The 18,645-nt window shown below is 63.3% G+C and carries 14 protein-coding genes and 1 pseudogene; 7 read left to right on the top strand and 8 right to left on the bottom strand.

Annotation, left to right across the window (positions count from 1 at the left end; translation table 11 throughout):
• Nucleotides 1–29 precede the first annotated feature (29 nt).
• On the top strand, nt 30–2,477 hold the full coding sequence (locus MTX21_RS27370; protein ID WP_280967762.1) for an adenylate/guanylate cyclase domain-containing protein: 2,448 nt from the start codon (nt 30–32) through the stop codon (nt 2,475–2,477).
• A 239-nt stretch (nt 2,478–2,716) separates the two neighbouring features.
• Here the strand turns inward: MTX21_RS27370 and MTX21_RS27365 are convergent, their stop codons facing one another.
• Together MTX21_RS27365 and MTX21_RS27360 are read right to left on the bottom strand one after the other, a co-directional pair.
• Nucleotides 2,717–3,973, bottom strand: coding sequence for a Spy/CpxP family protein refolding chaperone (locus MTX21_RS27365; RefSeq protein ID WP_280967761.1), 1,257 nt, complete (start codon nt 3,971–3,973; stop codon nt 2,717–2,719).
• 222 nt (nt 3,974–4,195) lie between these two features.
• A complete protein-coding gene (locus tag MTX21_RS27360; protein ID WP_280967760.1) occupies nt 4,196–5,206 on the bottom strand; it encodes a LysM peptidoglycan-binding domain-containing protein in 1,011 nt (336 codons plus the stop codon).
• Between the two features lie 172 nt (nt 5,207–5,378).
• Between MTX21_RS27360 and MTX21_RS27355 the strand changes: the two genes are divergently transcribed.
• From MTX21_RS27355 to MTX21_RS27335, 5 genes and pseudogenes are all read left to right on the top strand, one after another.
• On the top strand, nt 5,379–5,609 hold the full coding sequence (locus tag MTX21_RS27355) for a hypothetical protein (RefSeq protein ID WP_341511625.1): 231 nt from the start codon (nt 5,379–5,381) through the stop codon (nt 5,607–5,609).
• A gap of 287 nt (nt 5,610–5,896) precedes the next feature.
• The gene (locus MTX21_RS27350; RefSeq protein ID WP_280967759.1) at nt 5,897–8,560 is read left to right on the top strand and encodes an EAL domain-containing protein; all 2,664 of its coding nucleotides are present in this window, start codon (nt 5,897–5,899) and stop codon (nt 8,558–8,560) included.
• A 258-nt stretch (nt 8,561–8,818) separates the two neighbouring features.
• Nucleotides 8,819–10,576 (top strand): adenylate/guanylate cyclase domain-containing protein, encoded by a 1,758-nt coding sequence (locus MTX21_RS27345; protein ID WP_280967758.1) that lies wholly within the window; start codon nt 8,819–8,821, stop codon nt 10,574–10,576.
• Nucleotides 10,577–10,803: 227 nt separating this feature from the next.
• Entirely contained in the window at nt 10,804–11,646 is an 843-nt protein-coding gene (locus MTX21_RS27340; protein ID WP_280967757.1) for a class I SAM-dependent methyltransferase, read from the top strand.
• Nucleotides 11,647–11,670: 24 nt separating this feature from the next.
• Nucleotides 11,671–11,952, top strand: a pseudogene (locus tag MTX21_RS27335) (tyrosine-type recombinase/integrase); the annotation flags it as partial.
• A 148-nt stretch (nt 11,953–12,100) separates the two neighbouring features.
• Here the strand turns inward: MTX21_RS27335 and MTX21_RS27330 are convergent.
• The 5 genes from MTX21_RS27330 to MTX21_RS27310 form a co-directional block, all read right to left on the bottom strand.
• Nucleotides 12,101–13,882 carry a tetratricopeptide repeat protein gene (locus MTX21_RS27330; RefSeq protein ID WP_280967756.1) on the bottom strand — a complete coding sequence of 594 codons (1,782 nt, stop codon included), beginning with the start codon at nt 13,880–13,882 and terminating at the stop codon, nt 12,101–12,103.
• Nucleotides 13,883–14,494: 612 nt separating this feature from the next.
• Nucleotides 14,495–15,019 carry a sigma-70 family RNA polymerase sigma factor gene (locus MTX21_RS27325; RefSeq protein WP_280967755.1) on the bottom strand — a complete coding sequence of 175 codons (525 nt, stop codon included), beginning with the start codon at nt 15,017–15,019 and terminating at the stop codon, nt 14,495–14,497.
• A complete protein-coding gene (locus MTX21_RS27320) occupies nt 15,016–15,225 on the bottom strand; it encodes a DUF2892 domain-containing protein (RefSeq protein WP_130220676.1) in 210 nt (69 codons plus the stop codon). Before MTX21_RS27320 ends, MTX21_RS27325 begins: the two co-directional genes overlap by 4 nt.
• 338 nt (nt 15,226–15,563) lie before the next feature.
• Complete coding sequence (locus tag MTX21_RS27315) at nt 15,564–16,244, bottom strand: hypothetical protein (protein ID WP_280967754.1); 681 nt, start codon at nt 16,242–16,244, stop codon at nt 15,564–15,566.
• Nucleotides 16,245–16,522: 278 nt separating this feature from the next.
• Nucleotides 16,523–17,212: a dienelactone hydrolase family protein gene (locus tag MTX21_RS27310; RefSeq protein WP_280967753.1), complete on the bottom strand. Its 690-nt coding sequence runs from the start codon at nt 17,210–17,212 to the stop codon at nt 16,523–16,525.
• 508 nt (nt 17,213–17,720) lie between these two features.
• Between MTX21_RS27310 and MTX21_RS27305 the strand changes: the two genes are divergently transcribed.
• Nucleotides 17,721–18,080 (top strand): hypothetical protein, encoded by a 360-nt coding sequence (locus MTX21_RS27305; RefSeq protein ID WP_280967752.1) that lies wholly within the window; start codon nt 17,721–17,723, stop codon nt 18,078–18,080.
• Nucleotides 18,081–18,232: 152 nt separating this feature from the next.
• On the opposite strand, the gene MTX21_RS27300 is transcribed toward MTX21_RS27305, so the two are convergent.
• Entirely contained in the window at nt 18,233–18,355 is a 123-nt protein-coding gene (locus tag MTX21_RS27300; protein ID WP_280967751.1) for a hypothetical protein, read from the bottom strand.
• Nucleotides 18,356–18,645 lie beyond the last annotated feature (290 nt).

Here is an 18,645-nt window from a genome sequence, read left to right as displayed (position 1 = left end):
GGCGTCGGTCGCGGCGCGTGAGGATCCGGATGGCAGGGGCGAAAGACAAGGTCGGGTTTCTCCGCGAGGGCCTGTTCGCGAAATACGTCGTCTCCCTCGTCGGCCTCGTCGTGTTCGTGCTCGCCGTCAACGGCGCGATGGAGACCTGGATCTCCTACCGCGCCACCAAGACGTCGCTGACCGACGGGCTGGAGGACAAGGCGCAAGCGGCGTCGCGGCGGATCGAACAGTCGATCTCCGAGCTCGAGCGCCAGATTAGCTGGGTCACCCGCGCGAGCCAGGACACCATCGACAAGCGCAGAGCCGACTACGCCCAGCTCCTGCACCAAGTCTCGGTCGTCAGCCAGCTCTTCCAGCTCAATGGCGAGGGCCGCGAGGTGCTGCGCGTCTCGCGCCAGTCGACCACGACCGGCGGCAATGTCGATCTCTCACGCGACATGCGCTTCATCGACACGGTTGCCCGTGGCGTAAGTTATTCACCGGCCCATTTCGATGGCCGGACACCGTTCATGTCGATCTCTGTGGCGCATTCCGGTTTCAACGCCGGCGTCACGGTCGCCGAGATCGATCTCGGCTTCCTCTCCGATTTCGTCACCGACGCGCAGGTCGGCAAGGCCGCCTTTGCCTATGTGGTCGATCCGCGCGGCCGCGTGCTGGCGACGTCGTCCAGGGGACCCGAGGTCGGCAAGGATCTGTCGAAGCTGCCGCATGTGGCGGCTGCGATCGCGCCCGGCCGCGAGCCCGATACGTCCGGCACCGACTTCAACGGCCATGCCGTGCTGACCGCCGCAAGCGCCGTACCGAAGCTCGGCTGGAGCGTGCTGTTCGAGCAGCCGACTGCGCAGGCGCTGACGCCAATTCGCGACCAGCTCGTGCGCGTCGCGCTCCTGATCGGCATGGGCCTGATGGTCGCGATCCTCGCCGGCACGCTGCTCGCGCGCCGCATGATCATCCCGATTGCCGCGCTGCGAGCCGGCGCGCACCGGCTCGGCGAGGGCGATTTCAGCCACCGCATCGACGTGCACACCTCCGACGAGCTGGAGGAGCTTGCCGGCCAGTTCAACCGCATGGCCGGCCAGCTCCAGGAGACCTATTCGGGCTTGGAGACCAAGGTCGACGAGCGCACGCGCGACCTCGCGCGGTCGATCAACGAGCTTAAGGTGCTGGAAGAGGTCGGCCGCGCGGTCGCCTCTTCGCTCGATCTCAATGCCGTGCTGCCGACCATCGCAGCGCGCGCACTCGAGATTACCCATGCCGATGCGGTGCTGATCTACGGCTATGATGCCAGCAAGCGGCAGTTTGACCTCATCGAGGCCGACGGCATCGACAAGTCCGCCGAGGGCGCGCATGTCACCATCGACGAAGGCGCGAACATCCTGAGCGATGCCGCGGCAAGCGGCGAGCCGATCGCGCTGGCCGATCTCGACCACGCCGCCGAGCAGCCGCTGCGCGACGTCGCGATCAATGCCGGCTTCCATTCCGTGCTGGTGGCGCCGCTGATCGACCAGCAGGGCATCCTCGGCTCGCTGGTGGTGCTGCGCCGCGCGCGCGGCGAGTTCGCCGGCAGCCTTACCGGCCTGATGCGGACCTTTGCCAACCAGGCCGTGCTGGCGATGCGCAATGCGCGCCTGTTCACCGAAGTCGATCACAAGGGCCGCGAGCTTGCGGCTGCGCACGAAACCGTGCAGCAGCAGGCGGCGAAGCTTCAGGAGCAGACCGAGCAGCTTCGCAACTGGAACCGCTCGCTCGAGGAACGCGTCGAGAAGCAGCTCGGCGAGATCGGCCGCATCAAGCGCCTCGAACGCTTCCTCGCCCCGCAGGTCGCCCAGCTCATCGCCTCCTCAGACGGTCACGACGCGTTGCTCGACAGCCATCGCCGCGAGGTGACCGTGGTGTTCTGCGATCTGCGCGGCTTCACCTCCTTCACCGAGGCAACCGAGCCGGAAGAAGCGATGAACGTGCTGCGCGAGTATCACGCCGCGCTCGGCGAGCTGATCTTCCGTTACGAGGGCACCCTCGATCGCTTTGCCGGTGACGGCGTGATGATCCTGTTCAACGCTCCGATTCAATTCGCCGACCACACCAAGCGCGCAGTGAAGATGGCCGTCGAGATGCGCGATGCGATCGGCGCCCTGACCGAGAAGTGGAAGAACCGCGGCCACTCGCTCGGCTTCGGCCTGGGCATCGCGATGGGCTACGCCACGCTCGGCCAGATCGGCTTCGAGCAGCGCCTGGAATACGCCGCGATCGGCAGCGTCACCAACCTCGCCTCGCGCCTCTGCGACGAAGCCAAGGCCGGCCAGATCGTAGTGAGCCGCCGCGTCTACGGCATGGTCGAACCTTGGGTCGAAGCGCGCGCGCTCGAGGATCTCCAGCTCAAGGGTTTTAACCACCCCGTGCTCGCGATGGAGATTTTGTCCTGGCGCGAGGAAGTCAAGAACGTGGTGGACGCGTCCGCGGCGCGGCGGAGGATGTGATCACAGGCGCGCGCCAGATACCTCCGCTGTCATGCCCCGGCTTGACCGGGGCATCCAGTACGCCGCGGCCTCTCGATGAATAACCACTGCCTCTGGAACACTGGATCGCCCGCTTGACGCCTACGCTAAAGCTTCGGCGCCCCTGGACCGCAGCCCCGGCGAAGCCTTGGCGTAGCCGGGTCGCGGGCGATGACAGTTGAGCGCGCAAGAGGCAGCGAGAGTCGGCACAGCGAAAACGCTTACGCCCCGCGCTTCGGCCCCATCGCCTCGAACTGCGCCTTCTGCTCGTCGCTGAGATCCGCCTCGAAATCGTCGAGCGCGTCGCTCACGCCTTTGACCGCCTGCAGCATAGCTTCGAGGCGCGCCTTCACCGCCATAAGGCGGGCTTGAGGCGTGAGCGCGGCCGGCGGCGGGCATGCGCTCAACGTCTGCATGGTCCGCAGCGCGGTGTCCTGGAGTACGTCGAGCCGGGCGCGACCGTTGTCATCGAGACGCAAGGTGGAGGCGATGTCCTCCGCGGGCCATTGCTGCTTCACGAGCTGCTCGTACTGGCGCTGCGCCTGCTCGTCATATTGCGGCTCAGCGCCGGCCTGGCAAGCCGCCGGCATGTCCTTGCCGCGGCCCGCAGCACGGCTGTCCTTGCCGAGCACGTTGAACCTTGCCTTCTGCTCGTCGCCGAGCAGACCGTAGAATTTTTCAAGCGCCGGCGCGGCGCCGTCCGTCGCCTTGATCATCGCCTCGAGGCGGGTCTGCATCAGGCCGAGGCGCTCGGCCGCATTCGCGGGCGCCTGCACCGGGCAGGCGGCGCGGATGGTATCGCGCGCCGCGGTCCAGGCGGTCGCGAGCGCGTCGAGCGCCGCGCGCTGCGCTTCGTTCGGCTGCACGGCGGCAACGATGCGGTCGAGCGGAAGACCGCCGGTGTCGCTGGCATCGCAGATATTTTGCGCCGTCGGGACTTTGCGCGCACGACGTCCCTGGGGCTCGGTGTATGCGACGAGCTCGGCCGATGCATAAGGCGCGAAGATCGCGGCGTAGATGTCGCCATAGCCATAAAGCGAGAGGCTGGTCTGGTCGCCGAAGATGATCGCAGTGGTGATATCGTCATGCGCGAACGGCCAGAACACCGGGCCGGCCCAGCCGTAGCTGCCGTCGGGATGGCGCCACCAGCCTTGCGGACGGCGGCCGCCATGCCAGCCCGACAGCGCCGCTTGCGCGGTGAGCGCAGCCCGCAAGGCGTAGGGGTTGGCGGGTTGGCCAGGCTCAGCGCCGCGCGGGTCATGCGACCTCAGCGCCGCGGTACGGTCGCGGCCGCTCCGAACCGCCATGCGGGCATGGCGCAGGCGCGACAAGCCGAGCACGTGGCCGACGGCGAAGCGAGCGACGCCCAGCGGTCCGCCGCGCAGACCAAACTGTGCCTCCGCCGTGTTCGGCAGCAGCACTGCCAGAATCACCAGGGTCGCGCCGGCCATCGCCAGTCCCATGCGTGATCTCGACATGACCACTTGGCCCTCCTCCCGCGCCAAGCACGCACTGCATCGCCCCGTAATGACGCGCTGGGGAACCAAAGGTTCCGGCTGCGCGGGAGTCAAAGCGTCGCAACGCGCACGTTGAGCGTCCGGTCGCTTTGTCAAACCAAGGCGGTGGCATCATGGCACGCGCGAGGGAGAGGAGATGCGTCGCAGCTCCGCGGCAGAACGCGGCCGCAAGACGCGCTGACGTCACTTCATCTTTTGCGGCAAGACAAAAGTCTGGCCGGGATAGATCAAATTGGGGTTGTGGATCTTGGCGCGGTTGGCGTTGAAGATCAGCGCGTAGCGGGAGCCGTCGCCGTAAGCGAGTCGACTGATGGCCCACAGGCTGTCGCCACGGGAGATCACCCGGCTTGTGCCGGGCTCCGAGGGCGCGCCGGCCACGATGTCCGCGGCCGTGGCCCTGGCCATGACCCTGGGCTTTACCGCGCCCATCATTCTCTGGTGGACCACCGGCCGATCCGGCGTCGAGCCAAGTCGCGGCGCGACGGAGGGCAAGGCGGCAACGATGTCCTGCTTCTGATCCGGCTTGGTCTCAGGCCTGCCGGCAGGTGCTGCGTCGGGACGCGCGGATGCCAGGCGCGCCGGCGGCGGCGCGGCTTCGGCGATCGTCACCGGCACGCTGCGGCCCGATTGTGTGACGGTGCCGTCGGGCGCTTTGGCGCGCAGGGTCAGCTCATAGGAACCGGCGGGAAGCTGCGGCGGGGTCATGACGAACTGGCCGGAAGCATCGGCAACCACGGTGTCGAGCGGCTGGCCATCGCGCAGCAGCTCGACCTTTGCGCCCGGCGCGGCCTGGCCTGCGATCACTGCCGCCTCGCCGTGATCGTCGATGCGCGCGACGTCGAAGCGAGGGCCGGCCTCGGCCGCGGCCGGCGGTGCCTTGACCGGTGCGAGATCGGTGAGCGCGGCCGTTGCCTGGGTCTGGGTCTCAGCCAGGGCGCCGGGGGGCTTGGACGCGGCGGGCGCGGGCGCGGATGGCGCGGCGTCGGCAAGCTTCGGCTCGGGTTTAGCCTCGGGCTTGGTTTCCGGCTTCGCTTCGGCTTTGGGCAGGACCACCTCGACCTCGGCCCTCGCTTCCGGCTTGGCGGCGCTGGTGCCCGGCAACAGGCGACGCAGCTCGGCCGGACCGATCACGAGCGCGGTTCCGAGCACCGCCAGAACGCAGAACGCAATGAACGCTTTTGACGCCGTTATCATCGACACAACCCAGCCTTGGTCGCAAATCAGCCACAGGCATAAACCTGCGCCGATTTGAGCGCGCCAGCAAGATTTTTCGCCTCGATACCGCCGGGTAGCGCGTGAACCGGGAGCGTGCCGGCGATGTGAAACCAGCGAGCTCACCGCCACATTCATTTGAGGAATTTTTTCCGTGAACGCACTTTGCCATCCTGCGCGCCGACGAGCGATCGCCTTTGCTTTTGCCGTGAGCCTCACCGTTCCGCCGGCGCTCTCCGCGTCCGGCCCGCCGCCGGGCTTTACCCTCACCGACGACGCCGAGCTCGCCTTCACCTCGCCCGACGGAGCGACCAAGCTCGAGGAGTACAAGAAGGGGACGCCGGACGACGACATCAAGTGGCAGGTCTGGGCGGCGAGCAGATGACGGAGTTGAAGCCGGAGCAGGACTATCCGGCCGGCTTCCGCTTCAGCAGCGATTCGCAATGCCTCTCCCCGCGCCGACCCCGCTCTCACCAAAAAATCTCGAAAACAACCCCATGCAAAGTAGGACGCGAGGGTGGGGTGGCGAAGCGTAATCCACTCTACGGACTGGCGTTCCGCCGGACAGCGAAACCAACCCTCTGATTCCGCTCCGATTCATATTTTCCTAACCGTCACTGGTAACGGGGTCTTGTCGGTTTTGCTGCATCTTGCATCCCAGGGGAGGGCTGCATGGGCACATCAATCCGATGGACCGCGCGCATGCGCGCGGTGTTCCGCCGTTGGCGCGGGGCGCCGCTGACATGGCTGATCGTCGGTGGCTTCGTGCTGATGGCGGCGACCGCGATCGGGACCGCGCTCACCGTCGACCGCTTCCGCCAGAACGCGATCGAAAGCGGCCGCGACAACCTCGAGAGTGCGGTGCGGCTGCTCGCCCGGCATTTCGACCGCGAGTTCGAGGATTTCGCGGTGCTCCAGAAGAGCATCATCGCCGAACTCGAAAGCCATGGCATCGATTCCGCGGACGTGTTCCGCAGCGAGATGGGCACGCTCGCCGTACACGAGGTGCTGCGCAGCAAGGCCAGCGGCTGGACCGACGTCGCCGGCGCCAACGTGTTCGATTCGAGCGGCGTGCTGATCAACTCGTCGAAGCGCTGGCCGGTCGCCGAGATCTCGATCGCCGATCGCGGCTATTTCAATCGACTCAAGAATGACCCCGCTTCGCAGGAGGAGGTCGAGGTGGTGCCGGGACGGTTCGGCAACGGGCCGGCGATCGTATTCGCGCGGCGCGTGTCCGGCCCGCACGACGAATTCCTCGGCCTGGTCTCGCGTGCGATCACGCCGGAGCAGCTCGAATCGTTCTTCGCGTCGACCGGGCTCGGCGAGGAATCCTCGATCGCGATGCACCACCAGAACGGCCAGCTCTTCGCGCGCATTCCGCATGTCGATGCAATGATCGGGCAGAACTACCGCAAGGGTCCGCCCGAGCAGATGGCCGTATTCGAGCGCACCTTCGTCACGACGCAGCTCGCAAGCCCGATCGACGGCAAGGACCGCATCGTCGCTTCGCGTCTATTGACCGGCGAGCCGCTGGTCGTGGTCGCGACCAAGTCGCTGGACGCCACGCTCGCCACCTGGCGCACGCAGACCAAATTCTTCGTCACCGTCGCGGTGCTGTCCGTCGGGCTTCTCGTGCTCACGCTGTACCTGATCTTCCGCCAGATGACGAACAGGCTATCGGTGGAGAAGCAGCGGCTCGATACCGCGATGAACACCATGACGCAGGGCCTGCTGATGTTCGATCAGGACGAGCGGCTCATCGTCTGCAACCGGCGTTACATCGAGATGTACCGGCTGTCGGCCGACGTCGTGAAGCCGGGCGCTTATTTCCGCGACGTGATCCAGCATCGCTACGACACCGGCTCGTTCCACGGCGACGTCGATTCCTATTGCGACGGCATTTTGAATCACGTCGAGCGCACCCAGAGCGCCATCGTGGAAACCGCCGACGGCCGCCTGATCGAGATCAAGAATCAGCCCGGCGCCGCCGGCGGCTGGCTCGCGACCCATGACGACGTCACCGAGCGCATCCGCGCCGACGAGCGCATCGCGCATATGGCGCATTACGACGCGCTGACCGACCTGCCGAACCGCGTGCTGATGCGCGGGCATCTGGAGCGCCGCGTGGCGGAGCTTGCCGCGGGCAAGCCGTTCGCGATCCTCTACATCGACGTCGACGAATTCAAGGGCGTCAACGACTCGCTCGGCCACGAGGTCGGCGACGAGCTGTTGCGTCAGGTCGCGAACCGCCTGCGCGCCTGCGTCAGCGGCAACGACCTCGTCGCACGGCTGGGGGGCGACGAATTCGCCATTATCAAGGCCGGCACCAACGATCAGGCCGAGCTGACCGCGCTGGCGGAGCAGATCCTGAAGTCGCTGCGCACGCCCGTGGACTGCAAAGGCCAGGAGATTCCGACCGACGCCAGCATCGGGATCGCGATCGCGCCCGACCACGGCGACAATCTCGACGACCTGCTCAAGCGCGCCGACCTCGCGATGTATGCGGCGAAAACCGAAGGCCGCCGCACGTTCCGCTTCTTCGTGCCGGAATACGATGCCAAGGCGAGGCAGCGGCGGCAGCTCGAGCTCGACTTGAGGCAGGCGCTCGCGCGCGGCGAGTTCGAGGTGCACTACCAGCCGCTGGTCGATCTCGCCGCCGATGTGGTGACGGGCTGCGAAGCGCTGCTGCGCTGGCGCCATCCGGAGCGCGGCATGGTCTCTCCGGCGGAGTTCATTCCAGTCGCCGAGGACACCGGCTTGATCGGCGAGATCGGCGAATGGGTGCTGAAGCAGGCCTGCACCGAAGCCGCCGCCTGGCCCGGCCAGATCCACGTCGCGGTCAACGTCTCGCCGGTGCAGTTCCGATCCAAGACGCTCGCACTGAAGGTCGCAGCCGCGATCGGGGAGTCGGGCCTCGCGCCGGGACGGCTCGAGCTCGAGATCACCGAAACCGTTCTCATCCGCGACGACGAGGAGGCGCTGACGATCCTGCAGCAGCTCCGCGAGCTCGGCGTGCGCATTGCCCTCGACGATTTCGGCACCGGCTATTCGTCACTGAGCTACCTGCACCGCTTCCCCTTCGACAAGATCAAGATCGACCGCAGCTTCATCAGCGACATCGGCGAGCCTGAGGATTCCTCCCCGATCGTCCAGGCGGTGGTGCACATGGCCGCGGCCCGGCACATGGCGACGACGGCCGAAGGCGTCGAGACCGAGGCGCAGCGCGAAGTGCTGCGACAGCTCGGGTGCAGCCAGATGCAGGGCTGGCTGTTCAGCCCGGCGGTGCCTGCAGCGAAATTGAAGCAGTTACTGTCGGCGCAGGCTGCGGCGGCTTAGCGCGCGTACTCGTCCCGAAGCCTCGATAAGCTGTGTCCGCATCCTGTGTTAGGAAGCAGACTTCGGCCTGTCCCTTCAGCTCGTCTGGTCTGGGCCCAGAAGCGGACATATAGCGGTGCTGCCGCGGATGGTCATTAATCCGTCGCGGAAAGGGCCGCCCTCGCGGTACCGGCATGCGGCGGGCGTCCAAATCCGTCAGTCCCCCTTGGCGACCGCAACCGGAGGAGTAAACTGCCTACGCGTACCCGGAGGTGTGCTTTGGCTGGCGAGCGCTTGGAGCGACGGCTCTCCGCCATTCTCGCAGCTGATGTCGCCGGCTACAGCCGGCTCATGGGCGTCGACGAGGAGGCCACACACGTCCAGTTGAAGGACCATCTTCGCACGCTCGTCGAGCCCAAAATCGTCGAACACCGCGGACGGGTTGTTAAAAACACCGGCGATGGCATGCTGGCGCAGTTCAGCAGTGTCGTGGATGCGTTGCGTTGTGCTGTCGAAGTTCAGCGCGGTATGGCCGCGCGCAATTCCGAAGTGCCTCAAGATAAGCGGATTGAGTTTCGCGTCGGCATCAACGTGGGCGACGTTATTATTGAAGAAAATGACATCTATGGCGATGGCGTGAACATCGCCGCACGGCTGGAGACGCTCGCGCTCCCGGGCGGCATCTGTGTGTCGGCTCGAGTGCAGGAGGATGCGCGGAGCAAATTGGACCTTGCATTCGAGGATACAGGCGAGCATCGACTAAAGAATATCGCTTGGCCGGTGCGTGTGTACCGCGTTCGGTTGGAAGGCGTGGAAGCCAAGCCACTGCCTACGCTGGCGCTCCCCGACAAGCCATCAATTGCTGTTCTGCCATTCCAAAACCTGAGCGGGGATCCGAGCCAAGAGTATTTTGCAGATGGAATTGCCGAGGAGATCACAACCGCACTGGCGCGGCTGCGCGGCTTCTTCGTCATTGCTCGGGGTTCGGCGTTCACCTACAAGGGCAGGACAGTCGGCGTGACGCAGATTGGTCGCGAGCTTGGCGTGCGCTACGTCCTTGAGGGCAGCGTCCGAAGGGCCGGCGAACGCGTGCGGATCGGGGTCCAGCTCGCCGACGCGGGGACCGGACGCGAAATTTGGGTAGAGCGCTACGAACGAGCACTGCCAGACCTCTTTGCTCTCCAGGACGAGGTCACCGCAAGCATCGTCACTGCGGTTGAGCCGCAGCTCTACGCTGCCGAGAGCGCGCGCCTACAACAGACGCCGCCAAGCCACTTCGATGCTTGGGACTGCGTCATTCGCGCGCTGCCGTTCATGTGGCGATGGACTCGGAGCGACAATGAAACGGCGCTCGATTTTTTATCGGCGGCGCTGCGGCTCGACCCATCCTATGCACGCGCGCTTGGTCTTCACGCATGGCTCAGCCTCTGGAACGCGCAGGCTTTTGGGGGCGGGCTCGCTGCTGTACTGGCACCGGCTACTGAGCGGGCCCGCGCTGCAGTGGCGATCGACCGCAACGACCCTTGGGCACGCCTCGCATTTGGGTTCTCTCATATGCTCCGGCGCGAGCACGAGGAAGCCGTCGAGGAGCTGCGCGCGGCACTCGACTTGAATCCGAACTTCGCGTTGGGCCACGCCTTTCTTGGGCTGGTGCTGGCTTACGGTGCAAAGGGAGCTGAGGCTGTCGGCTCCCTTGAAAGGGCGATGCGCCTCAGCCCACACGATCCGAACTTTGCGGCCTTCGCCAGCATCCGAGCTTTCGCACACTTCATGGCCGGGGACTACGCGGCAGGCCTCGATTGGGGACGCCGCGCGGTGCGCCAGAACCCCGAAGTCACGGGCTCTTGGCGCGGGCTGGCGCTCTCGGCCGCGATGCTGGGGCATCTGGAGGAGGCGCGAGAAGCCGTGGCGAAGGCGCGGGACCTCCAGCCCGAATACTCAGTAGCATGGGTGGAGCGAGCGTCCCCATTAATTTACGCGGCCGACCGAACGCGTTATTGCGACATTCTCCGACCGGTAGGACTGCCGGAAGAATGATCTCCCGAGCTGACGCGTGAGTCGCAGCCCGAAAGCAGCCAAGGTCCGAAATGGGTCAGAATGCGAAGAACTCAACGTGAGCAAATCGAGTCCGCTGTACTCCAGTATCTGGACCTTGACGGGGCGAGCCGATGCTTCGGAGAAGGGCCACATCCGGACATCTAGGATGTTGCCGTTCCCCGAGAGCTGTTATTGTTGAGCGGTCTTGCGTCTAGGGGGGAATGATTGTGTCTCCAGCAGAACTGTCGAGCAGCGAGGCGGAACGACTGCGGGCCTTCGAACGCCAAGGTCATGATGCTTTGGCAAAGAGCTATCACGAATTTTTTGCGGCGGTGACCGCTCTAGCTACCGCCCCTCTTTTCGACGACGTGCGGTTGCACTCCGGCATGCGTCTGCTGGATGTCGCGAGCGGGCCGGGTGTCCTTACAGCCGAAGCCGCAAATCGCGGCGCGCGCTCGGTCGGCGTTGATTTGTCGCCGCGCATGATAGAACTGGCGCAGCGGCTGTACCCCACGATCGAATATCGTGAGGCTGACGTAGAACATCTCCCATTTCCTGATCATACGTTCGACGCAGTCGTCTGCGCTTTCGGTCTTGGACATTTTCCCCGGCCAGAACTTGCTGTCGCAGAGTGCGTTCGAACTTTATCGCCCGGCGGACGTATTGCATTTTCGTGGTGGGATGAACCATCGCGCCAACGTATTCAAGGCATCTTCCGTGACGCCATTGCCGAGATTGGCGTATCGGCCCCACTGGACGTGCCACAGGGCCACGATGTGTTTCGCTATTCCAACTCGGGCGAATTCCTCCGGTTGCTAAACGGAGCTGGCCTCACGGAGGTGAAGGTCACAGAACACACTGCAACCTACTTCGTTCCCGATACGGAGACCCTTTGGCGAGGCGGGTTAGGCAGTCTCGTTCTGACCGGCGCTGTCATTAGGCAGCAAGATCAGGCGACTCAAGACCTGATCCGAACCGCGTTCGAACGTTGCGCCAGCGTCTACAGATCAGCCGACGGGCTGAACCTACCTATCGCATTCAAAATTGGCTCGGGCCAGCGACCGGCTTGATGGGCGCACAAGCCAAGTCGGCAATGGGTCATTTCCGCCGCCGCGGAGTCCGGGGACCTGGATCGAGGGCTGACCACGCGGCAATACGCCCGGCTACTATCTGGTTGGCTCGCGGGAATAGGACTAGACCCGCATATGTTCGGTACGCACTCGCTGCGACGAACCAAGGCTACTTTGATCTACCGCCGTACCGGCAACCTGCGGGCCGTTCAGCTTCTGTTGGGGCACACCAAGATCGAGAGCACCGTGCGCTACCTCGGCATTGAAGTGGACGACGCGCTTGCAATAGCAGAGCAAGTCGACGTCCGAACTAGGCGGGCAGAGCGGACATGCTCTGCCCCTCTCCCACCGGCCGCTTCGGGCCATAAGCGGGCGTCTCCTGCGTCGTGCAAACCCTGTGTGATTATTTTGCACGCTTCCGCACGATTCAACAGCTGTTCCCCAAGGGACGCGCTCACCTCTCCGGCATCCCCGCCTTACGCAGCCCTTCGTACAGTCTTTCGCACTGGGCAAGGTAAGACGGATTCTTCGATGGTCGAAGCAATTGTATTGCGGAGATCGTCCTGGCGGACGGGCTGGTCCGCAGATAGTTGGCAAGTGCGGCGCTCGCCTCATCGACGCGCCCCTGGATGCCGTGAGCGGCCGCGAGACAGAGGTGAGCCAGCGAGTAGTGAGGGCTCAAGCCAGTTGCCTTGTGCAGCATTTCAATCGCTCGGACATCGTCACCGAGTAGAAACTGAACCAAGCCAATGCCGTAGTATCCTCTGAACAAAAACGGGTCGCGCGGACTGAGACGGATGAAGTGAGCGAAATGCTGCAGCGCCTCCTCACCGAGACCCGAGAGAGTCTTCGCAAAACCAAGGCCAGAGTGCGCAAAGTGCAAATTCGGATTGAGCCGGATCGCTGCTTCGAATTCGTCTATGGCTTCCTGGAAACGCCCACTTAGAGAAAGCACGACGCCCACGACATGGTGGCAGTACGCGTCAGACGGATCAAGTTCCAGAGCCCGCACAGCTAAGGCCTTAGCCTCACGAAACTCTTCGTGGGGCGCTTCACTCCACAAGCTCGCGATGTTGCTTGCGAGAACATCCGCCAACTCTGCCAAAGCCGAAACGTCGTCGGGGGCAAGTTGCAACGCCTCTCTGTAATACTGAATAGCCGCGACAAGGCTCGCGCGAGACACGCCATGGTAGAGGCGCGCGCGAGCGCGCATTACCAGGTCGCCTGCATCTGGGTCTGTCGAACGCTCGCTGCGACGGCTCTCGGCTTCGATAAGCTGCACGTCGAGCGCGTGCGCGAGCTCGATGGTGATTGCATCCTGTAGCTCGAACAGCTCCGAGATTTCCCGATCGAACCGATCAGCCCACAGATGAGCACCGGTTTCGGCGTTGATCAGCTGGATACCAACCCGTACGCGCTGACCCGCCCTTCGGACGTTGCCTTCAACCACGTAGCGAACACCGAGTTCGCGCGCGACGCGCTTTACGTCCACCGACTTGCCCTTGAAGGCAAAGGCGGTGCTGTGTGCGATCACGAAGGAGCCGGCTAGCCGCGATAGCTCTGTGGTAAGGTCCTCGGTGATGCCATCTACGAAATAATCTTGCCCTGGATCGCTGCTGAGATTGGCAAACGGCAATACGACCATAGAAAGACGTGGCGCGCTCGGTACGGCGGGCATGCCGCTCTTTGGGGCAAGCGACGCCCGCGTACCAATCCTGACCGCATACGCACGCACTGGCCTAGCAATGTTCTTGAGCCGCTGCTCGCCTACGTCCTCGAAGGGAATCTCGAATTGGCCCCGCACGTACTCCTGAACACGGGCCGAAACGCAGATGCCGCCCGGCTCCGCTATCCCTTCCAGACGGACCGCTACGTTCACTCCATCACCGAAAATGTCACCGCCATCGATGATGACATCCCCAACATTGATACCAATGCGGAACTCGATTCTCCTTTCCTGAGGTAGGCTGGCATTGCGTTGCGCCATGCCGCGCTGAACGTCGATGGCGCAACGGACGGCGTCGACGACGCTGCTGAACTCAGCCAACATTCCGTCGCCGGTGTTCTTGACAACGTGTCCACGGTATTCGCTGATCTTGGGATCGACGAGGACACGCAGATGTTCCTTCAGCTGAAGGTGCGTGCCCTCCTCGTCCATGCTGGTCAGCCTGGAGTAGCCCGCGACATCGGCGGCGAGGATGGCTGTGAGCCGTCGCTCTAGGCGCTCCGTGGCCATGCTTAGCTCCGGATGGATAGAGGACAGTTTAGGCGCCTAGGGTAGCGGGCGCTAGCGGCGGGTCTTGAAGCAGGGCAGACCGTTGCGGAGGCCGGACATCACCCAGTGGCCCTGGTGGGCACCGCCGAACAGCATTCGCGCCACGACGCAGCAAAATGCGCCGGATCAAGGCCCGATGCAGGCCTAGTGGAACATGGCGACGGCCAGCGGGTGAGTCGCAAGGGCCCGCACGCAGAGCTGGCACTCGGACCGCAAATGTCTCCTCTGGGTCACACCCAGCAGTGGGGCACCGTCCGCGATAGGTCCGCTGTGCCCCCGGACAGCGGACGTTAGTCCTTGCAGTGCTGAACAGCCGCGTCGGGCCAAAAGCAGAAGTGAACCCGATTACAGCGAGGTCAACGACCGGCGTGCCATCGAAAACAAGCCTATAGACCAGCAGACCGGGCATCCTCGAAAAGATATCAATGATACTAGCCCCAGAGTGACGGAACCTAGTACTGCAGGCCAACCTGCGTCTGTCCCGACCCACACTGCCGTCGAGAGAGCTCCAATACCAACAAGACCTCGGATAAGGTGCTCGGTGAGTGAACTGCTGGCGAACATTCTTACTCCTCAGCGCATCATATATTCACGCACGAGCGCTCGACCGCGATGCAGTCGAGCCTTCACAGTTTCTCGGGTTAGCTCCAGCGATTGCGCTATTTCGCTAATCGTCATTTCGTCCACATCCCGAAAAATGAGCACCTGCCGGTAGTGGCTCGGCAGCGACTGGATCGCGGCAGCTATATCGATGCGAAGTTCTGATTCTGGCCTCTTCGAAAGCTGCAGGTCATTTTCCAAGGAAGAGACGTCATCAGGAAGGCCTAAATGCTGCTTTGCCAATCTTAAGCAGGTTCGATGAACTATCCGAAAGAGCCAGAGGGAAAAGGCTCCGGCACGTTGGAGACGACCAATGCGACTGTACACGATCCATAACGTTTCCTGAACCGCGTCTTCCACATCGCTTGTCGTGCGGCAGGTTCTTCGCGCGTACCGGCGTATGTCGGGCTGCGACATTTTGAGCAGCGTCAGGATGGCGTCAGCGTCCCCGCCTATTGCCGCTTCCATCATGCTCGGCGATGAAAAAGGTGTGCTCATGGTTCGGCGCGCAGCTTTCGACCTGCTACTGCGCACGCCGGGCAGTATCCGAAAACGCCTGTAAGCGCGGTCAGGACCCCGACACCGGCGATCAGGTATCCAACGGGCATACCTTTAAGACCTAGTAGCCCACAAGCAATCATAATTGCCCCAGCCAAGAGCCGGACCCAACTTTCCCATCCAGCCACGTTCTTCTTGTACAGCATAGCAACCTCGCGCCTTTGTAGCGTCGTTTCTGACGACCCTAGAGACTTAGAGGCTTGGAAAATGAGAAACGGTTCGCGACTCCGAAAAAATAGTCTAAGGCCGGCTGGGGTCAAAAGCCGGCGGTCGGCGGGCTGCGTGAAAAGGCCTGCTCCGGGTCAGCGGCCGTCGAAGCGTCTCCGGCCCCACGTCCGCTCTGCCTCTCATAGCCGACTTTGCAGATGCCTCAGCCCCAGTTCGGCTAAGGGCCGCCAACACCGGAAGTCACTTTTCTTCGCGAATGACGATCACCGCAACTGATAAGCCCTCTTGCACGCACGCAGGACACTCCGAAAGGGCTTTACTGCTTGCAAAGTCCCGTCGGCGTCCAATCGTGCACAAGGGTGGTGGGCGGCATGGACGTTTGATGGAGAATCAATACCAATGCGCGACGCGTCTCGGTGCCCGTCGCGGTAAGGTGCATTGGCGGTCCGCCTGGTACGATCACATAGTCGCCCCCTGCGCGCCCGATCTGCTTCCCAAGCGGAGTCTCCAAACACGTTTCGCCGCTCAACGTGTACCAGGCCTCCGGTCCCGAATGGATATGGGCAGGAGCGGTCATACCGGGCGTAAAGATAGCCTCCATGTACTGCGCCGAGTACGCCTCCCTCGCATTTATCGGAAGTGGGCCGATTTCGGCAATGCGATCACCGCCGGCAGCTCGCCAGCCCTTTTCTTCGATGCTGAGCAACCAGACTTTGCCGAAGGACTCGATCACTTCTCCACCTGCTCCTTTCGCGCGTTCTGCGTCTGAACGCGTCGGATAAGAATAGAGGTGCCAAAACATCTCGGACTTTCCCAGCTGTCCGAGCGGTTTGTCTATGATGATCCAGCAGCCAAGCTCGCCCGTACGCTCGGCAATAGGTTTGCAGCGGACGCCCTCCGGACTGTGCTGAGCGGCGAGCTGTCCCCCAAGCATCGCCACCAAGAACCAACACGCAACTGCGATGAAGAGCATCAACAAAGCACGATGAACTGTCATAGCCAGCTCCATGCAATGTGCGGTTGGCTACCAAACCATATTTGACAACTCAGAGCCAGGACCGAGTGGCGACGGCCGCGATCAGCAGCAATGTCTCAGTTGGGGTCACAAGCCGACATTGGCTCGACCTCAATGCAGGGTCAGCTTTTGGGTCAAGAGCGGACTCACGTTCCGCCATCTCGTCCGCCACAAAGTGCTAGCGCGACATTGCAGCCCTGTTTATCCCGCGGCTAAACCAGCCACAGAGAGAAAGAGTCACGATGTGGGACCTTTCTTGCTTATTTTTGAAGGCTTGCGGCAAAGAACTTGGCTGCTTCGGCCTTCGCTTCCTGATCAGCTTTGGCGTCGTATCTGAGCGGCAAGTTGAACTTCTTGCCGAGTTCGGTGGCTTCGGGGTTCGTGAACGCGTGCACAGCACCGGGATACTCGATGATCCGATAATCGGCCTTCGCTGCGTCGAAATCTTTCTTGAGCGCATCATACTGCTCACGCTTCGCGAACGGATCGTCCGCGCCGTTCAGAATAAGGATTTTCGCTTTGACGGCTCCCGGCGCCGGTGCGGGGGTGTTGAGACCAAGTGATGCGTGAAAGCCCGCGATGGCGGCGAGATCAGCGCCGGCGCGCGCCATGTTCAGCACCACCGCGCCGCCGAAGCAGTAACCAACGGCGCCGATCCGTTGGGGATTGACTGAGGGCTGCTTGGCGAGTTGCTGCCACGCGGCGTTGAAGCGCTGCTCCATCACCTTCGGGTTCTTCGTCACTGATCCCGAGAGCGCGCCGGCGTCCTTTGGGTTGTCGGCGGTCTTGCCGTCGCCGTACATATCCGCAATGAATGCAGCGTAACCCTGCTGCGCGAATTTTCGCGCCTCGTTATGAATGTGATCGGTGATGCCCCACCATTCATGCACCATCACGATCCCAGGCCGTTTCGCTTGGATCGCGTCATCGTAGACGACGAAGCCTTTCATCGTGGTCTCGCCGTCCGTATACGTGACCGGCTGTTCCTTTACAGCAGCGTTTGCGCTCGCGATTACCGCGACGGCGCAAAGTGCTCCCACTATATTCGTTCGCATGTTGAACTCCTGCAGGTTCGGCACGACACTACATTGGCATGCCAGCGATCCCCACGCCAGGCGGGGCACGTGGTACTTCGGCTCGAAGTCCGCAACGGAGTCATTTGCCAACATTGCGCGAGCGACGGTGCTGGCTGTTCAGCCCGGCAGTGCCGGCCTCAAAGCTGAAGCAATTGCTTTCGGAGCAGGCGGCGGCTGCCTGAGACCGGTTCCTCCGCCGCAGTCAGGGCGGTGCTCCGCTTATCGCTTTGCGAAAATAGGATCAAACGCCGGGCCTTGCGGTTATCGCTCCGCTGAGACGGCCGGAACATCGGCCGGCGGGCGTCAGCCAGAGCGCATCACGCGCATCGCAGACGGCTTTCGTCTGCGGAGTTGTGCGTGTGCGCATAGCGAGCGAGGTGACATGGCGATCACGACCTTTCGGATGATCCCTCTCATTGCGGTTGCAGCCTTGATCGGCGCGACCGCGGAGGCCCGCGACGACGGCCGTTACGCGAATTCTCCCCTCAAGGGCTGGTTCGAGAGCCTGCACAGCAAAGGCGGCGGCCCGTGCTGCGCCGACGCTGACGGGACCGCGCTCGACGACGTCGACTGGGACACGCAAGACGGACATTACCGGGTCCGGCTGCAAGGTGAGTGGATCCAGGTGCCCGACGACACCGTGATCACCGAGCCGAACCGTGTCGGCCGAACCATCGTCTGGCCCTACTACGTGAACGGCCGCGCGCTGATCCGCTGCTTCATGCCGGGCAGCATGACGTAGATCGCCCGCGTCGTCATTGCGAGCGCAGCGAAGCAATCCAGGAGGTGGAGTGCTTCGCTGCGCTCGCAATGACGGAGTTTGGGCGGCGACGCAGATCTTTCAACGCAGGCTTGAAATACCTGCCAAATTTCTTGAGCCTCGGCACACGGTGTTCACATCTGCCGTCTCGCCGCACGCACTTCGGCGAATTCGGCGTCGGGATGGCTGACGATGGTGGCGAACATGATGCCGCTGATGATCAGCGACCAGGCGGTGTCCCAATAGATCCAAAACATCTCCCAGCCTCCGTTTCGATGTCCTCGGCCCGCAGGATCGGGTAACGGCAGAGCGCTGCCGCCGTTCCCCGCGCGACGCTCGGCACGACGACGTGCAGGCGCAGCGCGGCGCTACTTTTCGTTGGTCGGCGGCGCAGCGCGACCGGTTTGACCGCTGTGGCGCTTTGCCACGACACCCTCGTCGCGCGGCATTGGTACGCAATTTGCCTGGGCACCTTGGTTTGTGAACGATTTCATAGGAGCGTCGCCGTTTGCAGTGCACGATCGTTCGCGCGCCTGTCGCACATCAC

The sequence above is a fragment of the Bradyrhizobium sp. ISRA430 genome (assembly GCF_029909975.1).
In the GTDB taxonomy this organism is placed as follows: Bacteria; Pseudomonadota; Alphaproteobacteria; order Rhizobiales; family Xanthobacteraceae; genus Bradyrhizobium.
This window is presented reverse-complemented; position numbering and strand designations above follow the sequence as displayed.